The organism is Acidocella sp. (genome assembly GCF_036489515.1).
GTDB lineage: Bacteria > Pseudomonadota > Alphaproteobacteria > Acetobacterales > Acetobacteraceae > Acidocella.
This window is the reverse complement of the sequence record NZ_DASXFO010000021.1, coordinates 35,743-55,667: the sequence shown is the minus strand read 5'-3', so window position 1 is coordinate 55,667 and position 19,925 is coordinate 35,743. Positions and strand designations below refer to the sequence as shown.

Here is a 19,925-nt window from a genome sequence, read left to right as displayed (position 1 = left end):
CCCAGAAACCGCTGCTGCTGGGGGTGGGGGTGTCGTTCAACGTGTATTTCGTGATGAATTTTCGCGCGGGCATGCGGCGGTTTCTGGGCTCGGCGACGGCGCATGCGGTGCTGTTCTCGGCGCTGACAACGGGCACCGCGTTCGGCACGCTGGCGGCAAGTGCTGACCGGGGCACGGCCAGCATGGGCGAGCTGCTGTTCCTGAGCTTAGGCGCGGTGCTGATCGCCACCTTCGTCTTTTTGCCGGCGCTGCTGTATGTGATTGATGCGCGGCATGCTGGAAAAGCGTAGTTTCAGCCTCTCCGGCCACCGCACCTCGGTGGCGCTGGAGCCCGATTTCTGGGAGGTGTTGTGCTCCATCGCGCAGGAGGAGGGGCTGGTTCTGTCCGCTCTGGTGACCCGCATCGATGCCTCCCGCATCCAGGCGCAGCCGCTGGCCTCGGCGTTGCGGGTGTTTGCGCTGAAGGCGAAATAGCGCCCCCCTTGCGCTGGGCCGTCATTCGCGGTCAAAGCCCCGCTCCCTGAGCGAAGGTGCTGGATGACACAATTGGTCGGCATTGATTTCGGCACCACCAATACGGTGGTTGCCGTGCTGCAGCCCGATGGCAGCGTGCGGACGCAGCGCTTTGGGCTGGGGGATGAGGTGTTCGACGTGTTTCGCACGGTGCTGTGCTTCTGGCGCGAGCATGGCGGGGGGCGCGCGTTGCAGCATGCCGGGGGGCCGGAGGGGATTGCCGCTTATCTGGACGATCCGATCGACAGCCGGTTGATCATGTCGATGAAGACCTATCTGGCGCAGCGCAGTTTCGCCCACACCCGTATTTTCGGCCGCACCTTCTCGCTTGAGGAGATGATCGCCGTCTTCCTCCGCACCTTGCTCGAGGCCGCCGGGCTGCAGGGCGAGGACATCCATATCGTGGCCGGGCGGCCGGTGCGTTTCGCCGGCGACTTCGCCGATGACGAATTCGGCGAGACCAGGCTGCGCGCCGCCTTTGCCGCCGCCGGCTGTCCCTCGGTCGATGTCGCCTTCGAGCCGCAGGCCGCGGGCTACCGCTTCATCCGCACCCTCACCGCGCCCACCACCGTGCTGGTCGGCGATTTCGGCGGCGGCACCAGCGATTTTTCGATCATCCGCTTCACCCCCGGCGCCGCGCAGCCGCTCAGCCCACTTGCCCATGGCGGTGTCGGGATCGCCGGCGACAGTTTCGACTACCGGATCATCGATCACGCCGTCTCGCCGCGTCTCGGCAAAGGCAGCTTCTACAAGATCATGGGCAAGGAACTGCCGGTGCCGGTAGAATATTTCAACGGCTTCGCGCGCTGGCACCGGCTCTCGCTCATGCGCACGCCAAAAATTCTCCGCGATATCGAAGAAGTCGCACGCGCCAGCGACGATCCCTCGCTGCTGCTCAACCTCGTCACCCTGATCCAGGACGAACTCGGCTACCAGCTCTACCAGACGGTCAGCGCGGTGAAGGCCGAATTATCGCACGCGCCGGAAGCCCGGTTGCACTTCGAGCACGACGATTTCACCATCGACCGTACCATCACGCGGGACGAGTTCGAGAGCTGGATCGCGCCGGACCTGGAACGCCTGGGTGAGAGCGTAGACGCCACCCTGGCCCAGGCCGGCCTCAAAGCGCAGGATATCGACCGCGTGTTCCTCACCGGCGGCACCTCCTTCGTCCCCGCCGTCCGCGCGCTGTTCACCCGCCGCTTCGGCGCGGAAAAACTCTCCGCCGGTGGCGAGTTCGTCTCCGTCGCCGAGGGCCTGGCCCTGATCGGCGGCGACCGCGCTGGCTAGAGAGAAGAAAGCAGCCGCTTTTTAAAAAAAGCGGCGCAAAAATTTTTGGCTATGCTGGGTCATGGGCTGTGTCGGCGACAACGCCCATGCCCCAAATTAGCAAAGTTTTTTTGCTACTTTTTGTTCACAAAAAGTAGCCTTTCTTTTCTCTTTATCCTTGCGGGGCGTAGCGGCGCAGGCTGTTGACGACGAAGCGGGCGATCGGCGGGCCGGCGAACACCACGACCAGGAAGCGCGCCGTCTGCATCGCCATCACGAACGGCATGTTCACCGAAGGTGACGAGGCGGCGATGATCGCCACGGAATCCAGGCCGCCCGGGCTCATCGCCAGATAAGCGGTGAGCGGATTGACGTGCATGATTTTCACCATCAGCACCGCCAGCACGCCGCACAGCGCGATCAGGAACAGGATCGAGGCGGCGACGCGGGAAAACGCCTTGGCCGCATGCGCCAGGATCTGCCGGGTGAAGCGCAGCCCGATGCTCCAGCCGACCAGCGCGTAACTGGCCGCCAGCAGCCAGGGGGGAAGCTCGATCGTCATCGCCCCGGCGCCGTTCAGGAACGCGCCGAGAAACAGCGGCACCAGCAGCGCCCCGGCGGGCAGGCGCCATTTACGGTACAGCACCACGCCGAACGCGGCGAGCGCCAGCGTCTCCGCGAGCGGTCCGGGCACAATGTGCGGAAACCAATTTTGCGCCGCCATCCCGCCAGTGCTGCCGGTAAAGATGCGCGCGACGAGAGTCGCGACCACGGCCACGAACACCACGCGCAGATACTGCATGAAGGCGACCAGCCTGATATCCGCGCCGAACGCCTCCGACATCAGCACCATCGCGGTAGCGCCGCCCGGGGAAGAGCCCCAGATCGCGGTACTGCCGGGGAGCACGCGCAGCCGCGCCAGCATCCAGCCGAGCGCGTTGCTGACGACGAAAACCGCCACCACCGCGCCGAGAAAAACCGCCCAGTCGGCCAGCATGTCCCGCAAGATCGAGACGGTGATCGTGCGCGCGATCATGCAGCCGACGATCGCCTGGCCGCAGGTGAAGAGCAGGAAGGGAATGCGGATGCCGGTCTGCAGCGCCGCGAAAATGATCGCAGCGCTCATCGGCCCCAGCAATAAAGCCGCCGGCAAATGCAGTTGCGTCAATAGCAGTTCGAGAACGACCGAGAGGAGGAGGAGGCCGCAGGCTTGGGCGGCAACAGGGAATTTAGTGAGGCTCACGAGTCTACAATGAAAGCCTCTCGCCGCGCCGGCAAGATGCAGTGCAGCAAATTGGATTGCCTGATTAAAGAAAGTAGCCGCTTTTTGAAAAAGCGGCGCAAAAACTTTTGCTATGCTGGGCCATGGGCTGTGTCAGCGCCAACGCCCAAAGCCCAGATTAACAAAGTTTTTTTGCTACTTTTTGTTCACAAAAAGTAGTGCTTTCTTGCGCTTAACCTCGCCTGTTCTGATACACGCCAAGCTGCGCATAAGCCGCGGCGAGCAGCGGCGTGTCGATCCCGGCACGCTCCCCCCGCGACAGCAGATCGCCGAGGATCTGGTCGGCCTCCACGCCCCCCCCCTGCATCAGGTCGCGATACATCGAAGCCGTGGTCGGAGCGCCTTTTTGGGTCACCGCGGCCCGCACGGCCTCCAGCACCGCGGCGCGCGGCGGCTGCCCCACGGCCTTCACCACGCTGGTCACCTCGTCCATGAAACGCACCGCGAAAGCCGCACCGCCATGCGCCGCTTCGATCTCGCCGATGGTGCCGCGCATCAGGCAGGTGATCCCCGCGAGGCTCGCCAACATCGTCCATTTGTCCCACATGTCCCGCTCGACATGCTCGCTCAACTGCGCCGCGAACCCGGCGCCCTGCAGTTCTGCGTCCACCGCGCTGATCCGGGGCGTGACCGTGCCATCCAGCTCGCCGTAGACCAGATCGTGCATCTTGGTCAGCTGCACGATCTGCCCCTGCGCATCGAGCGTCGTCATCACGCGGCACAAACCGCCCAGCACCGCTTTGCCCCCGAACCGCTCGCGCAGATCGTCGATATGCCGCATGCCGTTCAGCACCGGCAGGATCATCGTCTCGGTTCCCACCGCCGCTGCGATGTCCTCCATCGCCGATTCCAGCGCATAGGCTTTCACCGTCAGCAGCACCAGGTCATAGGCGCCCTGCAGCGCGTCGGCGGTCACCAGCTTCGGCGTCACGGCGAAATCGCCATGCGGGCTTACGATCCTCAAGCCCTCATCGCGCAGTCTCACAGCCCGGGCTGGGCGCACCAGAAACGTCACGTCGCGCCCGGCCTGCGCCAGCCGCCCGCCGAAATAGCCACCCGTCGATCCCGCGCCGACCACCAGTATGCGCATCCCACCGCTCCCCTTCCGTTGCCCGTTACCTAACACGCCGTTTGCATGCTTGGCACCATCTCTCATCCTGGCATAGCATACGACATCGCGTCGCCAGGGCATGATTGCTTTAGATCGATCATGCTCTAACCTTGATGGCACGGGCGATTCCATCGCTCAACCGAATCGCCAGCGATTCGGTTTCAAGCGATCTCGCCCCAGGAGCCCCATTTTTGGCCTTCCCCGTCTCCCGCAGCGCCGCCATTGCCTTGCTCGTGGCCGGTGCGTTCTTCATGGAAAATCTCGACGGCACGGTCGTCGTCACCGCCTTGCCGCAGATGGCCGCGAGCTTCCGGGTGCATCCGGTGGACCTCAATATCGGCGTCTCGGCCTATCTGCTGACCCTCGCGGTGCTGATCCCGGCCAGCGGCTGGGTGGCGGACCGCTACGGCGCCCGGCGGGTCTTCGCCGGCGCGATCGTCGGGTTCACCCTGGCCTCGCTGCTCTGCGCGCTCTGCACCACCCTGCCTGAATTCGTACTGGCGCGCGTCCTTCAGGGGCTCGGCGGGGCGATAATGGTGCCGGTCGGCCGACTCACGGTGCTGCGCTCGACCGAGAAGCACAATCTCATCAAGGCCATCGCCACCATCACCTGGCCCGGCCTCGCCGCCCCAGTGCTGGGGCCGCCTCTGGGCGGCTTCATCACGACCTATGCTTCCTGGCACTGGATTTTTCTGCTCAACCTGCCGCTCGGCCTGATCGCGCTGCCGCTGGCGCTCACACTGATCCCCGCCGGCAAAACGGTCACCGGCAAACCCTTCGACCGGTTCGGCTTCCTGCTCACCGGCCTCGCCTGTCTTATGTTCATGTACGGCTTGGAATTGTTCAGCCATCAGGGCGCGCCCTGGGCCGCCGCCGGCCTCTGCGTGCTGCTCGGGCTGGGCACGGCCCTGCTCGCCGTCCGGCACGCACGGCGGCAAGAGCACCCGCTGATCGATTTCGGCGCGCTCGCTTATCGTAGCTACGCCACCACCATCTGGGGCGGCTCGCTATTCCGCAGCGCCATCGCAGCACTTCCGTTTCTGCTCCCGCTCATGTTCCAGCTCGGCTTCGGCCTCAGCTCCTTCGCCTCCGGCACGCTGCTGCTGGCGGTGTTCGCGGGCAACCTGGCGATGAAGCCCTTCACCACGCCGATCCTGCGGCGCTTCCGGTTCCGCTCGCTGCTGCTGGTCAACGGCACGCTCAACGCCGCGGCGATCTTCGCCTGCGCCCTGCTCACACCAGGCACCCCTGCCCCCCTGACCCTGGCGCTGCTCTTCGTCAGCGGCCTCACCCGCTCGATGCAGTTCACCGCCATCAACACCCTGGCCTTCGCCGACGTGCCGGCGGCGAAAATGAGCGGCGCCAACACGTTGTTCAACATGGCCCAGCAAATGGCGATGGGGGTGGGCATCGCGCTCGGCGCGGTGGCGCTGCGCCTGGCGATGCTGGTGCATCCCGACCGCCATGGCGTGCCCCTGATGGCCTTCCACATCGCCTTCGCCATCACCGGGATGATTTCCCTGGCCGGCCTGTTCGATGTGCTGGCCTTAAGCCCGCGCGCCGGCGACGCGATCCGCGCGAAGAAGGCAAGTTAAGAAGGGAAGGCTACTTTTTGTGAACAAAAAGTAGCAAAAAAACTTTATTAGTTTGGGTCATGGGCTTTGTCGCCGACACCGCCCCTGGCCCTGCCGTCAGGCGACGAAGGTCTTGCTCAGCCACGCGATAAAGGCCTCGGCCGGCATCGGGCGGTTGATCAGGAACCCCTGCGCCGCGTCGCAACCCCAGTCCTGCAGCATCTTTTGCGTCACCGGCGATTCCAGCCCCTCGGCCACCACCTGCATGCCCATCTCATGCGCCATGCGGATCAGCGACTTCACCAGCGCCTGCTGCTTGGCATTGTCGACGATCGAGTTGATCAGCCGCCGGTCGATTTTCACCACGCTCGCCGGAATGGTCTCCAGCGAGGTGAAGCCGTTCGCGCCTGTGCCGAAATCGTCCAGCGACAGGCTGACACCGAGATCCCGCAGCTCGCGCAGGCGCTGCTCGGCATCGGCCATGTTCTCGAAGCGATGTTTTTCGGAGAATTCGAGTTCCAGGAATTCCGGGGGCAGCGCGAATTTTTCCAGCAGCAAAGCGAGCCGGCCGACGAAATCCGCCTCCGCCAGGTTTTTCGCGGAAATGTTCACACAAGTCTTCAGCTTAAAGCCATCGGCGTGCCATTTCGCCGTCTGCGAGATAGCGCGCGTCAGCACCCAGACGGTCAGCTCGCGCACCAGCCCGGTCATCTCGATCAACGGAATAAACTCGTCCGGCATCACCAGCCCGAGCGTCGGATGATGCCAGCGCAGCAGCGCCTCGGCGCCGACGCAGCGCCAGGCGCGCAGATCCACCCGCGCCTGATAGCTCAGCTCGAACTCCAAATCCGTCGCCAGCGACGCCTCGGCCTCGGCGATCAACGCGAAGGCGCGGCGGTGATCGTCCGACAAATCATAATTGCATTCCGACCAGCCGGCGACGAGCTCCGACCCGGTCTGCCCGGCCAGGAAGGTGGCCTGCAGCAGGTCCTCCGCCGCCCCCAGCCCGCGCGCCAGATCGCACACGCCGACACCGCCTTTGATGGTAACCGGAATGCCGCGGCAGATCACGGGTTTCGCCAGCATGCTGAGCAACCGCGTCAGCATGACTTCGAAATCGCGCTCTTCATCGGCCTGGAACACCAACCCCACGCTCCAGAACCCGACGCGGAAGGCCGGCTGCCGGCGGGTGATGAACTCCAGATCCGCGAGCCGGATGCTTAGCAGGTCATCGGCGAATTTGTACCCGAAAACGCGGATGATCTCGTCGTATTTTTTGGTGTCGGCGATGTTGATGACAACCAGGAACACCCGCCGTTCAGGCATCTGGTCCTGCCGCATTTGGTTGATCTCGCGCAGCAGATCCGCCCGGTCCCGCAACGTCTCCTGACCCAAGCTCATAGTGGGCTTTTCGGACCGTGGCTGAAACAGCGCGGCATCACCGCCGGAGTAAAAAAAACCTGCCACAACGATCCTTGCGCGGGAGACAACACCAGAAAATGGCCCCGTCGTAACTAGAAAAAATCAAACCGGAAAAACAACCTTAAATTGGATGATTCGCCCCTAGAATGTCAAGGCATTTTCCGAAATTGTTTTGATATCGATTTAATTTGGCGCCGCAGACGCGCCCCGCGGTCGGCCTACCCGGAAATCTGGTCAGCATGGCGTTCCTGTACCCATTCCGGTGCCACGAAGCGAAGGGGAAGGCTTCTTTTGGCTCCTTTGGGCGTGCTGGTTTCAACGCCACCGACCTGAAGGAACAAAAGTTTCCACGCCGCTTTTGATCGAAAAAGCGGCCCCTTTCCTCCTCCTGTCCTTAAGTTAATTTCACTTACGTCACGTCAGCGCGGCAAAGTGAACCGCATGGTGACGCTTTCAGCATGCTCGTCGGGGGTCTGCCACAAAAAACTGGCATCGATGCTGCCACCAAAACGCATCAGCTGTTTGCGCAGGCCGCCATCCTCATGCCCGCCGCGGCACGCATGATCGGTGACAATCAGCGTGACCTCATCCGCAACCTTGGTCACGCTCAGCCCGACCGGTCCCGCCCCTCGCGTCTCATGCCGGCGGCGCAGAATGGCGAGGAACAGGCGCAGCGCCGTGACGCTTACGACATGCGCCTGGACCGGTGGCATGCGGATATGATCCACGCTCACCTGCACCTCGATCCGCGTCTCCGCCGGGCCCAGCAGGTCCGCGAGCGCGTAAGCAAGATCTTCCAAGGGCCAGCCGACCACCGGCGCAGTGCGCGAGGAATATTTCGAGATCTCGTTGATCTGGCCGATCAGCGCGGCGACCTTGTCGGCGTCGAAATGCGGATCGTTGCGGTCACCATGCAGCCCCAGCTCGCGCAGATTGCACAATTCGAGCAGATCGAGCGCCATGCCGAAACTGGTCGTGCGACAGAGCGACGTCCAGGCCGGCAGGCCGGACAAGCGCACTTCCTGATCAATCCCGAGCGCGGTGACGAACAGCTGGGCCATCAGCAAATTGGTCCGGTGCAGAGCGGCCTCGTCAAGCGTTGGCGCCGGCGGCACCGCCAAAGCCTGGAACAAATCCTTCGCCACCGGCGCTGCCGCCGCAGCATCAGCACTGCGGATAAAAATGTCGGGCTCCTGAGGAAGGTTGGCGGGCAGGTCAGTGTTCATATAATTCACGGTCAGTGCCTTTCTGCAAATGGAGCCACAAATCCCAACAGCGCCGTAACATCGGCCGCTTTGGCCGGCTTCCTCGAGCGGGGGTACGCAGCTCCGCCCGCCGGACCAGCCTGATGATGCTGTGAAGATTATGCAGGGCTCACGTGAAAATCTTGCAGATTTGCACGCGGGTTTGCAGAAAAGCCCTGGATTTCTTGCAACGAGGCCGCGAAGCGAAGGCAACGACTTCTTTTTGTGAACAAAAAGAAGCAAAAAAACTTTATGAATCTGGGTCATGGGCATTGTCGCCGACATCGCCCATGACCCAGCATCACAAAAGTTTTTGCGCCGCTTTTTTTAAAAAGCGGCCACTTTCCTCTACGCTGCGTCGGCGCCGGTGATCTTGTGATAGGCCCGGCCGTGATAAATCAGCCCGGTGCTGGCGCTACCCAGGCGGATCGCCACCACGGCGCAAAACAGCACGCTGTGCGTTCCCACTTCCGTGATCTGATCGATTTTGCAGTCGAAGCTCGCCGCCGCCGCTTCCAGAACCGGCGCGCCGGTCGCCAGCCGGCTCCAGCCGGTCTGCGCGAAACGCGAAGCCATCGGCATGTCGCCCCCGGCGAAAAGAGCCGAGAGCGCCTCCTGCTCATGCGACAGCACATTGACGCAGAGTATTCCCGCCGCCTTGAACGAGGCGTTCAGCTTGCTGGTGCGGTTCATGCACACCAGCAGCGTCGGCGGGTCATCCGTCACGCTGCACACGGCCGAAGCCGTGAAGCCGACCGCACCCTCCGCCGCTTCGGTGGTGATGATGTTCACCGCGGCACCAAGGCGGGACATAGCCTCACGAAAAAGTTTCCGGTCGATCGTCACATTCGCGCTCATGACGGAATATTAGAGCATGGTTGCGGCCGGCGAAAGGAAAGCGGCCGCTTTTTGAAAAAAGCGGCGCAAAAACTTTTATTATGCTGGGTCATGGGCGCTGTCTGCGACAAAGCCCATGGCCCAGATTAACAAAGTTTTTTTGCTACTTTTTGTTCACAAAAAGTAGTCCTTTACTTCCTTTCGGAGGCCGGCGGCGTTTTCGGCAAGCCGCGGCCGCGTTGCACCACGGTTGCGCCAAACCGGGCCCGCAGCCGGTCGATCGCCGCCTGCCGCGCTTGGCGCCGCACCGCGCTGGTATCGGCGAGGTCGCCGCGATCCGCCTGCTCGGCCGGGGCCAACGGGGCGGCGCCGATGCCGATCAGCCGGAAGGCGGTGCCGTCCGCCTCGCGGCGCAACATCTCCCGCGCCGCCTCGAACAGGGTTTCCGGCAGTTGCGTCGGGTTGGCCAGGCGCTGGTTGCGGGTGCGGCTGACGAATTTGTCGGTTTTCAGCTTCAGCACGATCCCCGCCGCCGCCTGGTCTGCATCGCGCAGCCGCCGCCCGAGTTTCTCGCAGAGCAGCCAAAGCGGCGGCTCCAGATCGGCCAGGCGGGATAGGTCTTCGGCAAACGTCGTCTCGGCGCTGATGGATTTATGCTCCTGCTCGCGCCGCACGGGCCGGTTGTCCTCGCCGCGCGCCCGCGCTGCCAGGCTTGGCCCCTCCTCACCCAGAAGCCGCCTGGCGTCGCGTTCATCCAGCACCGCGAGCTGTCCGACCCGGGATAGCCCAAGCGCAAAAAGCCGCTTCACCTGGGCCGGGCCCACCCCCGGCAGCAACCCCACCGGCTCCGGCGCGAGCACCGCAGCCGCCTCGCTTCCCAGCACCGAGAAGCCGCGCGGCTTGCCACGCTCCGCCGCCAGTTTCGCCAGCAGCCGGTTGCGCGCCAGACCGATCGACACGGTAATGCCGATCTCCTTCTCCACCCGCCGGGCGAAACGGTTGAGCGTGACCGCCGGCACAGCACCATGCAAAGCCGCAGTGCCGGAAAGGTCCAGCACCGCCTCGTCGATCGAGAGCGGCTGCACCAGCGGGGTCAGCGCCTCCATCAGCGCCCGCACCTGGGCCGACGCCGCGGCGTATTTCGCCATGTCCGGCTTGATGATCACCGCCTGCGGGCACAGGCTGCGCGCTTTGAACATCGGCATGGCGCTGCGCACGCCGTAAAGCCGCGCCACATAGCAGCAGGTCGACACCACGCCACGCACGCCGCCGCCAATGATCACCGGCAGGTCGCGCAACTCCGGCCGATCCCGCTTCTCGACGCTGGCATAGAAGGCGTCGCAATCGACATGCCCGATCGCCAGCTCCAGCAGCTCGGCATGCCGCACTACCCGCGCACTGCCACAGGAGGCGCAGGTTTCCCCCGCCACCGCCGCATCGCAATCGCGGCAGAGGCCGATCATCTGGTCCATGGGCGTCGTCGCCACCAACGCCCATGGCCCAGCATAAACAAAAGTTTTTGCGCCGCTTTTTTCAAAAAGCGGCTTCTTTCCCCGGCCAGAGCCACGCGGCGCCGCGCACCCCCGAGGAATCGCCGTGCTTATTGCGCACCACGTTCGGGGCGAAATGATCGGCGAAGATATACGGCTTCATCAACCCGGGCAGGCTCTCCGCCAGCCCCGGCAGGTTGGAGAGGCCGCCGCCCAGCACGATTGCATCCGGGTCGAGGATGTTGGTGATCGCCGCCAACGCCCGCGCCAAACGGTCAGAATGAATGGCCAGCGCACGGCGCGCCCGCTCGTCGCCTGCGGCGGCGCGTTCCGCCACCCGCGTCGCATCCCGCGCGCCCTCGCCGTCGCATTCGAAGGCCAAAGCCGGACCTGCCAGATAGGTCTCCAAACACCCCGCCTGGCCGCACCAACAGGGCCGCAACGGCATCTCGTCGGGCCGCGGCCAGGGCAGCGGGGTATGGCCGAATTCGCCCGCGACGCGGTGCCGACCCTCCAGGATCCGCCTATGCACGACGATCCCAGACCCGCAGCCGGTACCAATAATCACCCCGAACACGATGGCAGCACCCGCCGCCGCACCGTCCACCGCCTCGGACAAAGCGAAACAATTGGCATCGTTCGCCACCCGCACCTCGCGGGCCAAAAGTTCACCCAGATCCAGGTCGAAAGCGTGCCCGTTCAGCGCGTTGGAATTGGCGTTCTGCACCTTCCCCGTCGCCGGGCTGATCGTGCCGGGGATACCGACGCCCACCATTGCCTGGGTCCCGATCTCGGCCTCCACCGCCCGCACTAACCCTGCGATCGTCGTCAGGCTTTCCGCATAGAAAGCAGGCGTGGCCACGCGCCGCCGCAGCACCTCCGTGCCGTCCGGCGCCAGGAGCAGAATTTCCGTTTTGGTGCCGCCGAGATCGATGCCGATACGATATGTCATGGATAGGGATTCTCCGCCGAATCCAACTCTTGCTCAAGATCTGCGGCACGCGCATTCTCCCGCCATGGGAGAACGCCTGATCGACGCACAATTCCAAAAATCGCCCTTGCCCGTGCTGCGCGCGGCGCGGGCGTTGCGCGCCATGGCGGCCGGCGAGAAGCTGCGCATCCTCGCCACCGACCCGGCCGCGGTCCTTGATTTCGGGGACTTCTGCAAAACCACCGGCCACGCGCTGATCGCCACGAGCGAGATCCGCGGCGTGTTCAGCTTCTCCATCAAACGCCGGGATGACGCGCCATGAGTGTCGCGCTGTTCACCCACCCGGCGGTTCTCGGCCACGATACCGGGCCGGAACATCCCGAATGCGCCGACCGCATCCGCTACATCCTGCGCGCGCTGGAAACCCCGGAATTCGTGCCGCTGCTGCGCGAGATCGCGCCCGAAGCGCCGCTCGAGGCGCTGCGCCCCGCCCACGACCAGGCCCATATCGACGCCATTCTGGCCCTGCCCCGCGACCGCATGACCTATATCGACGGCGACACCGTGTTCGGGCCGGGCTCCCTGGAAGCGGCGCTACGCGCTGCCGGCGGCGCCATCGCCGGCGTCGACGCGGTGATGGAGGGCTGGGCCAAAGCCGCCTTCGTCGCCACCCGCCCGCCCGGCCACCATGCCGAATCCGGCCGCGCCATGGGCTTCTGCCTGTTCAACAACGTCGCCATCGCCGCCTTCCACGCCCGTGCCCGCTGGGGCCTGAAGCGCATCGCCGTGGTCGATTTCGACGTGCATCACGGCAACGGCACGCAGGATATTTTCGCCCCCGACCCGGACCTGTTCTACGCCTCCACGCATCAGCATCCGTGCTATCCCGGCACCGGCATGGTGCATGAGCGGGGCGTCGCCGCCAACGTGCTCAACGTGCCGCTCCCCCCCGGCTCAGGCAGCGACGATTTCCGCGAATCCTGGGAGCATAAAATCATCCCGGCCCTGAACGCGTTCCGCCCGGAACTGCTGCTCATCTCCGCCGGCTTCGACGCCCACGCCGCCGACCCTCTGGCCCAGTTCCGCCTGCGTGAGATCGACTTCACTTGGGTCACCAACGCGCTACTTGCGGTCGCCGACGCGCATTGCCCAGGCCGGGTCGTCTCGCTGCTGGAGGGCGGCTATGATCTCGACGCCACTGCGGCCTCCGCCGCCGCACATGTCCGCGCGCTTATGCGGTTGTGAAATTTCAGGCAGGATTGTAGTCACACGCCATGAGCGAAAAGACCGACATTTCGGCGCTGTCCTTCGAGGATGCGCTGGCGGCCCTGGAGGCCATCGTGCGCAACCTGGAATCCGGGCAGCAGAAGCTCGAGGACGCGATCACCGCCTATGAGCGCGGCGCCGCCCTGAAAAAACATTGCGAAACCAAGCTGGCCGAGGCCGAGGCGCGCGTACAGGCGATCGTCGCCCGCGCCGACGGCTCGCTCGCCCTGAAATCCGAGGACTGACCCGATGGCGCTAGACCTGGTGTACAAACCCGACGCCCTGGCGGCAGCGTTGGCCGAAACCTCCCGCCTGGTGGAGGCGCAGCTCGACGCCCTGCTGCCGGTCCCCGAAACCGCCGAGGCACGGCTGATCGAGGCCATGCGCTACGGCGTGCTGAACGGCGGCAAGCGCATGCGCGCCTTCCTGGTCATGCAGACCGCGCAGCTCTTCTCCGTCAATCAAACCTGCGCCGCCCGCGTCGCCGCCTCGGTGGAAATGCTGCACGCCTATTCGCTGATCCATGACGATCTGCCGGCCATGGACGACGACGACCTGCGCCGCGGCCAGCCCAGCTGCCACAAGAAATTCGATGAGGCCACGGCGATTCTCGCCGGCGACGCCCTGCAGACCCGCGCCTTCGAAGTGCTGGCCGAGGCCGACACCCATGCCGACGCCGAAGCCCGCTGCGAGCTGATCACCGCTTTGGCCACCGCGTCGGGCATGCGCGGCATGGTCGGTGGCCAGATGATCGACATGCAGGCCGAGGGCAAAACCCTCTCCGGGCCGGAAATCACCCGCCTGCAGGCGCTGAAAACCGGCCGCCTGATCCAGTTCAGCGCCGAAGCCGGCGCCATCCTCGGCCGCGCGCCGCAGGCACAACGCCACTTCATCGCCGCCTATGGCCGCGAACTCGGCGGCGCCTTCCAGATCTATGACGACGTGCTGGACGAAACCGCCTCCGCCGAGGAACTCGGCAAAACCGCCGGCAAGGACCTCGCCCAGGGCAAGGCCACCATGGTCTCCATCCTCGGCCTCGACCGCGCCCGCGCCCAGGCCGAACGCCTCGCCGAGCAAGCCGCCGGACATCTGGATAGCTTCGGCGAAAAGGCCGATCTGCTGCGCTCGCTGGCACTGTTTACGGTTACACGGAAGAGTTAAGGCGAGGGCTCTGCCCTCGACCCGCTGGGGCCGGGAGCCCTCCAGGGCCTTTCCATCGATGTAGTATATCGATGGAACCTTGGGCCCTTCCGCCCCAGACCCCGAAAGTTAAGAAAATGCCTAAACTACGCGCTGACCTCATGCTGGTGAATTCCGGGTTGGTGGAATCCCGGGCCAAGGCACAGGCGCTCATCATGGCGGGGCTGGTCTATTCCGGCACCGCGCGCGTCAAAAAAGCCGGCGATCTGCTGCCCGAGGATGCCGCCCTTTCGGTCAAAGGCCAGGACCATCCCTGGGTCTCGCGCGGCGGGGTCAAGCTCGCCCATGGCCTGACCCATTTCGGCTTCGACGCCACTGACCGCATCGGCCTCGATGTCGGCGCCTCGACCGGCGGCTTCACCGACGTGCTGCTGACCCATGGTGCGAAACATGTCTACGCCGTCGATGTCGGCCATGGGCAACTGGCCTGGAAGCTGCGTTCCGACCCGCGCGTGACGGTGCTGGAAAAAACCAACGCCCGCCACCTCACCGCCGAGCAGATCCCGGAGTCGATCGGCGCCCTGGTCTGCGATGCCAGCTTCATCGGCCTGCAAACCGTATTGCCCGCCGCCATGGCGCTATGCGCACCCGGCGCCTTCGCCGTGGCGCTGATCAAGCCGCAATTCGAGGCCGGCCCCGAACATGTCGGCAAAGGCGGCGTGGTGCGCGACCCGGAAGTGCATGAAGCGGTCTGCGCCCGCATCGAAGCCTGGTGGTCGTCCCTGCCCGGCTGGCGAGTGCGCGGCATCGCCACCAGCCCCATCACCGGCCCCGAAGGCAATGTCGAGTTCCTGATTGGCGCCGAAAGAATCTAAGCAAAGAGCAAGACTACTTTTTGTGAACAAAAAGTAGCAAAAAAACTTTGCGATGCTGGGCCATGGGCGTTGTCGGCGACAAAGCCCATGGCCCAGCATAAAAGAAGTGTTTGCGCCGCTTTTTTCAAAAAGCGGCTGCTTCCTTTTCTCAGCTTCACGTGGAGCGCGCCCAAACAAAAAGCGCGGCTGCCAGAGGCAACCGCGCTTGATATTTTACCCCGTGCCCGCCTTCACATCAGAGCCGGGCCAAACCGCCCTAGCGTGAAAACGAACCGCCGGAGCGGACCTTAAAAAGTTTAGAAGCCTTCGCGCTCGATGCGCTTGCGCTCCATCTTGCGGGCGCGGCGCACGGCCTCGGCGGCCTCGCGCGCGCGGCGCTCGGAGGGCTTCTCATAATGGCGGCGGAGCTTCATCTCGCGGAACACGCCCTCGCGCTGCAGCTTCTTCTTAAGCGCCTTCAGCGCCTGGTCGACGTTATTGTCACGAACGAGAACTTGCACCTGGCCCGAAACTCCTGAAAAAGACCGTAGAAAACCGATCGTCAAAACCAAAAAACGAACACGGCCATCACGGCCGTGTCCCGAAAGATTTTCCGGCTATAGCATAGTTTGCTCTCTCGCCAAATCTTTTCTGCCGGGCCATCTATGCATGCATGGCAATCTTGAAAATCGCCCGCGCGGGTCACCCGGTGCTACGCGAAACCGCGCAGCCCGTGGCCGACACCCAGGCGCCGGAAATTCAGCAGTTGCTGGCGGACATGGTAGAGACTCTGCAGGATGCCGGCGGAGTCGGCCTCGCCGCCCCCCAGGTCTACCGGCCGCTTCGCCTGTTCATCTGGCATCTGCCGGCCACGCGCGCCGAAGATGGCGTGGCCGTGCCGCTGACCGCCGTGTTCAATCCGGAAATCACCCCGCGCTCCGAAGTGCGGGAGCTGGGCTGGGAAGGCTGCCTCTCCATCCCTGGCCTGCGCGCCGCGGTGCCCCGCCACAGAGACATCCGCCTGACCGGGCTGGACGTCGACGGCGCGCCCTTTTCCGCCGATCTTTCCGGTTTCGCCGCGCGTATCGTCCAGCACGAGACCGACCATCTGGATGGCATCCTCTACCCGATGCGCATGTCGGATTTCCGCTATTTCGGCTTCTCTGAAGAGACCGAACGCTACAACCAGGCTCTGCCGGAGATTGTGTGATGCAGATCGATGACGACACCGCTGCCCTGCTCGACGCGCTGCTGCCGCAAGTGCCCTTCGACGGCTGGACGCAGACCTCCATCCGCAACGCCCTGGCCAGCATCGGCCAGCCGCCGGAAGATGCGGTGCTGATGTTTCCGAACGGCGCCGGCGAGATGATTGAAAGCGCCTTCGCGCTGATGGACCAGCGCATGGCGACCGAAGCCGCCGCCGCGGACCTCGCCGCCTACCGAGTCCCTGCGCGCGTCCGCGCGGTCATCAACATTCGCCTGGAACAGACAAGCGGGAACAAGGAGGCGATCCGCCGCGCCCTTTCCTGGCTCAGCCTGCCGACGCATGCCCCGGTCGCCGCGCGGATCACCGCCGCCACCGTCGATGCCATCTGGCACGCCGCCGGCGACACGTCCGCGGATTTCTCCTGGTACACCAAGCGCGGCATCCTCGCCGCGGTCTACACCGCGACCCTGCTGTATTGGCTGCGCGACCATTCCGAAGGCGACGAGGATACGCTTCGCTTCCTCGACCGCCGGCTGGCCGACGTCGCGCGGATCGGCAAACTCCGCAAGCGCTTCGAGTCGCGCTGCGGCAGGCTGCTCCCCCGCCGCCCCGCCCCGATCGCGCCGCAGGCGTAAGCAAAGCAAGACCTACTTTTTGTGAACAAAAAGTAGCAAAAAACTTTATTATGCTGGGCCATGGGCATTGTCGGTGACAACGCCCCACCGCTTTTTTTAAAAAGCGGCTACTTCCTTCGACCCCACGGGGACGAGTGAACCAGCCGTCTGCAAGGAGAATTGCTCGACCAGCCGGGTCAGTTCTTGCGCCTGTCCCGCCAGGCTGTGGCTCGCCGCCGTCGCCTCTTCCACCATGGCGGCGTTTTGCTGCGTCACCTGGTCCATCTGCCGGACAGCGCCGTTCACCTCGCCCAGCTGCGCCGCCTGGGACTGCGCCATCGCCGCGATCTCGCCCACCAGACCGTTGAGCTGCCCGACCTGGGCGGCGATCCGCGCCAGCGAGGTGCTAGTCTCGCCGACCAGCCTCACCCCGGAAGCGACCTGCGTGCCCGAGGCCGAGATCAGCGCCTTGATCTCCTTCGCCGCCTCCGCCGAACGCTGCGCCAGCGCCCGCACTTCGACCGCGACCACGGCAAAGCCGCGCCCGGCCTCACCGGCCCGCGCCGCCTCGACCCCGGCATTCAACGCCAGGAGATTGGTCTGGAAGGCGATCTCGTCGATCACGCCGAGGATCTGGCCGATCGCGGTGACGGTCTCGCGCAGCACGTCGCCGGAACGCGCGGCATCGCCCTGCGCGTCGGTCACCAGGCGCCGCGCCGCGCCGGCCCCCTCCGCGGTGCGGCGCACTGTGCCGGTGATCTCGTCCAGCGAGGTCGCGGCCTGCGCCAACGTCTCCGCCTGGCGGCTGGTGCGCTTCGCCAGATCGTCAGAGGCCGCGGCGATCTCCCCCGCACCGCTGCGTACGCCGCCGGTGTTGCGCGCGATCTCGCGCATCGTCTGCTGCAGCCGCTCCATGGCGGCGTTGAAATCAGTCCGCAGCTTTTCATAGTCGCCGGGCAGCGTCTGGTTCAGGCGAAACGTCAGGTCGCCCTCAGCCAGCCGCACCAGCCCCTGCCCGACCGAACTCACCACGATCTCCGCCTGCTCGGCGATAATCCGGGCCTGCAAACGCTGCCGTTCCTCCTCCGTCACTGCCGCCTGCACGGAAGCCGCCTGATCGGCCTCGATCTTGTCCAGTGCCGTCTTGCGGAAGGTAAACATCGCTTTCGTCATCCGGCCGACGCAGTCCCGATAATTCGTGAAATTGATCGGCGCCTCGAGATCCCCCGTCGCCAACCCTTCCATCCGCACCACCGTGCCGACATAGGGCCCGGCAATCGCCTCCCGCAGCACCACGCCGAGAATCGCCGCACTCAGCAATGCCGCGCCACAGATCGTCACCATCGCCGCGAAACCAATGTCGCCCGCCGCAAACAAAAGCCCCGCGGCGCCACACAAAGCCACGAGCCCCACCTGCAAGCCAAACGCCACCGCCAACTTCAGACGAATCGGCGCAATCTCTCGAAACCAACCCAGCATTGCTTCAGCCCTTATTTTGCAACCGAGGATTGCAGAGCCGTACCTAAAAAGCCATTACAAAATTAACAAATTTTTTTGTTTTTGTTAGAGCTGCCTCAAGGCAAGCGAAGGAGAAGGCTACTTTTTGTGAACAAAAAGTAGCAAAAAAACTTTGTTAATGCTGGGCCATGGGCGTTAGCGGCGACAACGCCCATGGCCCAGCATAGCCAAAAAATTTTGCGCCGCTTTTTTTAAAAAGCGGCTACTTTCTTCGTTAGGCAGCCGTGCCGCCGATCGTCAGGCCGGACATTTTCATTGTCGGCTGGCCCACGCCCACAGGCACGCCCTGGCCGTTCTTGCCGCAGGTGCCGATACCCGGGTCCAGCTCCGGGTCGTTGCCGATCATCTCCACCTTGGTCAGCGCATCCGGCCCGTTGCCGATGAGCGTTGCCCCCTTCACCGGCGCGCCGATTTTTCCGTCCTCGATCAGATAGGCTTCGGACGCCGAGAACACGAACTTGCCGGAGGTGATGTCGACCTGCCCGCCGCCAAAGTTCACGGCATAGAGGCCGCGCTTCACGGATTTGATCATCTCCTCCCTCGTCGCGTCGCCGGCCAGCATGACCGTGTTGGTCATGCGCGGCATCGGGGAATGCGCGTAGGATTGGCGCCGGCCGTTGCCGGTGGCCCGCATGTTCATCAGCCGCGCGTTCTGGCGGTCCTGGATGAAGCCGACGAGAATCCCGTCATCGATCAGCGTGGTGCGCGAGGTTGGCGTACCTTCGTCATCGATGGTGAGCGAGCCGCGCCGGTCGGGCAACGTGCCGTCATCGACCACCGTCACGCCCTTGGAGGCGATGCGGCTACCCATCAGCCCGGAGAAGGCAGAGGTCTGCTTGCGGTTGAAATCCCCTTCCAGCCCGTGGCCGATCGCCTCATGCAGCAGAATCCCCGGCCAGCCAGCGCCCAGCACCACCGGCATCTCCCCGGCCGGCGCCGGAACGCTCTCCAGGTTCACCGCCGCCTGGCGGATCGCCTCGCGCACAGCACCTTGCCAGAAATTAGGGTTCATCAGCGGCGCGTAGGAGGTGCGGCCGCCGGCGCCATGGCTGCCGGATTCGCGGCGGCCATTCTGCTCCAGCACGACGGAAACGTTGATCCGCACCAGCGGCCGCACATCGGCGACGCGCTGGCCGTCGGCGCGCAGAATTTCCACCACCTGCCACTCGCCGGCGATGCTGGCCATCACCTGCACCACGCGGGAGTCCGCACCGCGCGCAAACGCGTCGATTTCGCCCAGCAGCGTCGCGCGGCTGGCGAACGGCAGTTCCGCGAGCGGGTTCAAGCCGGCATAAAGTGGGGCCGCGGCGGCAGCGGGGCCGGCGGCGGTCACCGCCTGCTCCATGGCTTTGGCGGCCTTGATGGTCGCCGCCGCCCGCGCAAGTGCTGCGTCGGAAAGTTCCCCGGCATGGGCGTAATAGCTGGCTTCCCCCAGCACCGCGCGCAGGCCGAACCCGCGGCGCGTGTCGAAGCTGGCGGCGCGAATGCGGCCGTCATCCAGGCTGATCGATTCCGACTCCCGGTATTCCAGGAACAGCTCACCGTCGTCGGCGCCATCCGTCGCGGTGGCGATGTGTTTTCCGGCGCTTAACCGGTCGAGGCCGTTCTCGCTATGAAACAACTTCTCGGCGATGGTCAGGGCTTCGGTCATGC

Annotated in this window: 21 protein-coding genes and 1 pseudogene; 11 read left to right on the top strand and 11 right to left on the bottom strand. The window is 64.6% G+C overall.

The features are described from left to right. The 3 genes and pseudogenes from VGG47_RS03120 to VGG47_RS03110 all read left to right on the top strand — a co-directional run. Positions 1-290 (top strand): annotated as a pseudogene (locus tag VGG47_RS03120) (RND transporter); the annotation flags it as partial. After that, positions 274-474, top strand: coding sequence for a ribbon-helix-helix domain-containing protein (locus tag VGG47_RS03115; RefSeq protein WP_331535404.1), 201 nt, complete (start codon positions 274-276; stop codon positions 472-474). The pseudogene VGG47_RS03120 and the gene VGG47_RS03115, both read left to right, overlap by 17 nt. A gap of 63 nt (positions 475-537) precedes the next feature. After that, positions 538-1,803, top strand: a complete 1,266-nt coding sequence (locus VGG47_RS03110; protein WP_331535403.1) for an Hsp70 family protein — start codon at positions 538-540, stop codon at positions 1,801-1,803. A 151-nt stretch (positions 1,804-1,954) separates the two neighbouring features. On the opposite strand, the gene VGG47_RS03105 is transcribed toward VGG47_RS03110, so the two are convergent. Beyond that, positions 1,955-3,025: an AbrB family transcriptional regulator gene (locus VGG47_RS03105; RefSeq protein ID WP_331535402.1), complete on the bottom strand. Its 1,071-nt coding sequence runs from the start codon at positions 3,023-3,025 to the stop codon at positions 1,955-1,957. Positions 3,026-3,236: 211 nt separating this feature from the next. Next, positions 3,237-4,154 carry a 2-dehydropantoate 2-reductase gene (gene panE, locus VGG47_RS03100; protein ID WP_331535401.1) on the bottom strand — a complete coding sequence of 306 codons (918 nt, stop codon included), beginning with the start codon at positions 4,152-4,154 and terminating at the stop codon, positions 3,237-3,239. 212 nt (positions 4,155-4,366) lie between these two features. On the opposite strand from panE, the gene VGG47_RS03095 reads away from it, so the two are divergent. Next, entirely contained in the window at positions 4,367-5,770 is a 1,404-nt protein-coding gene (locus VGG47_RS03095; protein WP_331535400.1) for an MFS transporter, read from the top strand. Positions 5,771-5,866: 96 nt separating this feature from the next. Here the strand turns inward: VGG47_RS03095 and VGG47_RS03090 are convergent, their stop codons facing one another. The 5 genes from VGG47_RS03090 to VGG47_RS03070 all read right to left on the bottom strand — a co-directional run bounded on the left by VGG47_RS03090 (position 5,867) and on the right by VGG47_RS03070 (position 11,694). Further along, positions 5,867-7,150, bottom strand: coding sequence for a GGDEF domain-containing phosphodiesterase (locus VGG47_RS03090; RefSeq protein WP_331535399.1), 1,284 nt, complete (start codon positions 7,148-7,150; stop codon positions 5,867-5,869). Positions 7,151-7,590: 440 nt separating this feature from the next. Continuing rightward, positions 7,591-8,406, bottom strand: coding sequence for a hypothetical protein (locus VGG47_RS03085; RefSeq protein WP_331535398.1), 816 nt, complete (start codon positions 8,404-8,406; stop codon positions 7,591-7,593). A gap of 357 nt (positions 8,407-8,763) precedes the next feature. Continuing rightward, the gene (locus tag VGG47_RS03080; RefSeq protein ID WP_331535397.1) at positions 8,764-9,273 is read right to left on the bottom strand and encodes a flavin reductase; all 510 of its coding nucleotides are present in this window, start codon (positions 9,271-9,273) and stop codon (positions 8,764-8,766) included. 170 nt (positions 9,274-9,443) lie between these two features. After that, positions 9,444-10,715 (bottom strand): DNA polymerase IV, encoded by a 1,272-nt coding sequence (locus VGG47_RS03075; protein WP_331535406.1) that lies wholly within the window; start codon positions 10,713-10,715, stop codon positions 9,444-9,446. 70 nt (positions 10,716-10,785) lie between these two features. After that, complete coding sequence (locus tag VGG47_RS03070; RefSeq protein ID WP_331535396.1) at positions 10,786-11,694, bottom strand: ROK family protein; 909 nt, start codon at positions 11,692-11,694, stop codon at positions 10,786-10,788. Positions 11,695-11,758: 64 nt separating this feature from the next. Between VGG47_RS03070 and VGG47_RS03065 the strand changes: the two genes are divergently transcribed. The 5 genes from VGG47_RS03065 to VGG47_RS03045 all read left to right on the top strand — a co-directional run bounded on the left by VGG47_RS03065 (position 11,759) and on the right by VGG47_RS03045 (position 14,954). Beyond that, complete coding sequence (locus tag VGG47_RS03065) at positions 11,759-11,995, top strand: sulfurtransferase TusA family protein (RefSeq protein ID WP_331535395.1); 237 nt, start codon at positions 11,759-11,761, stop codon at positions 11,993-11,995. Beyond that, complete coding sequence (locus tag VGG47_RS03060) at positions 11,992-12,918, top strand: histone deacetylase family protein (protein ID WP_331535394.1); 927 nt, start codon at positions 11,992-11,994, stop codon at positions 12,916-12,918. The genes VGG47_RS03065 and VGG47_RS03060 overlap by 4 nt, the downstream gene beginning before the upstream one ends. A 29-nt stretch (positions 12,919-12,947) precedes the next feature. Continuing rightward, a complete protein-coding gene (locus VGG47_RS03055) occupies positions 12,948-13,184 on the top strand; it encodes an exodeoxyribonuclease VII small subunit (RefSeq protein ID WP_331535393.1) in 237 nt (78 codons plus the stop codon). A 4-nt stretch (positions 13,185-13,188) separates the two neighbouring features. Further along, complete coding sequence (locus VGG47_RS03050) at positions 13,189-14,100, top strand: polyprenyl synthetase family protein (RefSeq protein WP_331535392.1); 912 nt, start codon at positions 13,189-13,191, stop codon at positions 14,098-14,100. Between the two features lie 116 nt (positions 14,101-14,216). Continuing rightward, positions 14,217-14,954, top strand: a complete 738-nt coding sequence (locus tag VGG47_RS03045) for a TlyA family RNA methyltransferase (protein ID WP_331535391.1) — start codon at positions 14,217-14,219, stop codon at positions 14,952-14,954. Here VGG47_RS03045 and VGG47_RS03040 read toward each other — a convergent pair. Together VGG47_RS03040 and rpsU are read right to left on the bottom strand one after the other, a co-directional pair. Then, complete coding sequence (locus VGG47_RS03040) at positions 14,951-15,112, bottom strand: hypothetical protein (protein WP_331535390.1); 162 nt, start codon at positions 15,110-15,112, stop codon at positions 14,951-14,953. The two genes, VGG47_RS03045 and VGG47_RS03040, sit on opposite strands and share 4 nt — an antisense overlap. Positions 15,113-15,250: 138 nt before the next feature. Continuing rightward, on the bottom strand, positions 15,251-15,454 hold the full coding sequence (rpsU, locus tag VGG47_RS03035; RefSeq protein ID WP_007421557.1) for a 30S ribosomal protein S21: 204 nt from the start codon (positions 15,452-15,454) through the stop codon (positions 15,251-15,253). A 152-nt stretch (positions 15,455-15,606) separates the two neighbouring features. Between rpsU and def the strand changes: the two genes are divergently transcribed. Together def and VGG47_RS03025 are read left to right on the top strand one after the other, a co-directional pair. Next, complete coding sequence (gene def, locus VGG47_RS03030; RefSeq protein WP_331535389.1) at positions 15,607-16,143, top strand: peptide deformylase; 537 nt, start codon at positions 15,607-15,609, stop codon at positions 16,141-16,143. Then, positions 16,143-16,775 carry a COQ9 family protein gene (locus VGG47_RS03025; protein ID WP_331535405.1) on the top strand — a complete coding sequence of 211 codons (633 nt, stop codon included), beginning with the start codon at positions 16,143-16,145 and terminating at the stop codon, positions 16,773-16,775. Before def ends, VGG47_RS03025 begins: the two co-directional genes overlap by 1 nt. 96 nt (positions 16,776-16,871) lie before the next feature. Here VGG47_RS03025 and VGG47_RS03020 read toward each other — a convergent pair whose 3' ends face one another. Both VGG47_RS03020 and tldD read right to left on the bottom strand, forming a co-directional pair. Next, positions 16,872-18,233, bottom strand: a complete 1,362-nt coding sequence (locus VGG47_RS03020) for a methyl-accepting chemotaxis protein (protein WP_331535388.1) — start codon at positions 18,231-18,233, stop codon at positions 16,872-16,874. Positions 18,234-18,486: 253 nt separating this feature from the next. Next, the gene (gene tldD / locus VGG47_RS03015) at positions 18,487-19,923 is read right to left on the bottom strand and encodes a metalloprotease TldD (protein ID WP_331535387.1); all 1,437 of its coding nucleotides are present in this window, start codon (positions 19,921-19,923) and stop codon (positions 18,487-18,489) included. Positions 19,924-19,925 lie beyond the last annotated feature (2 nt).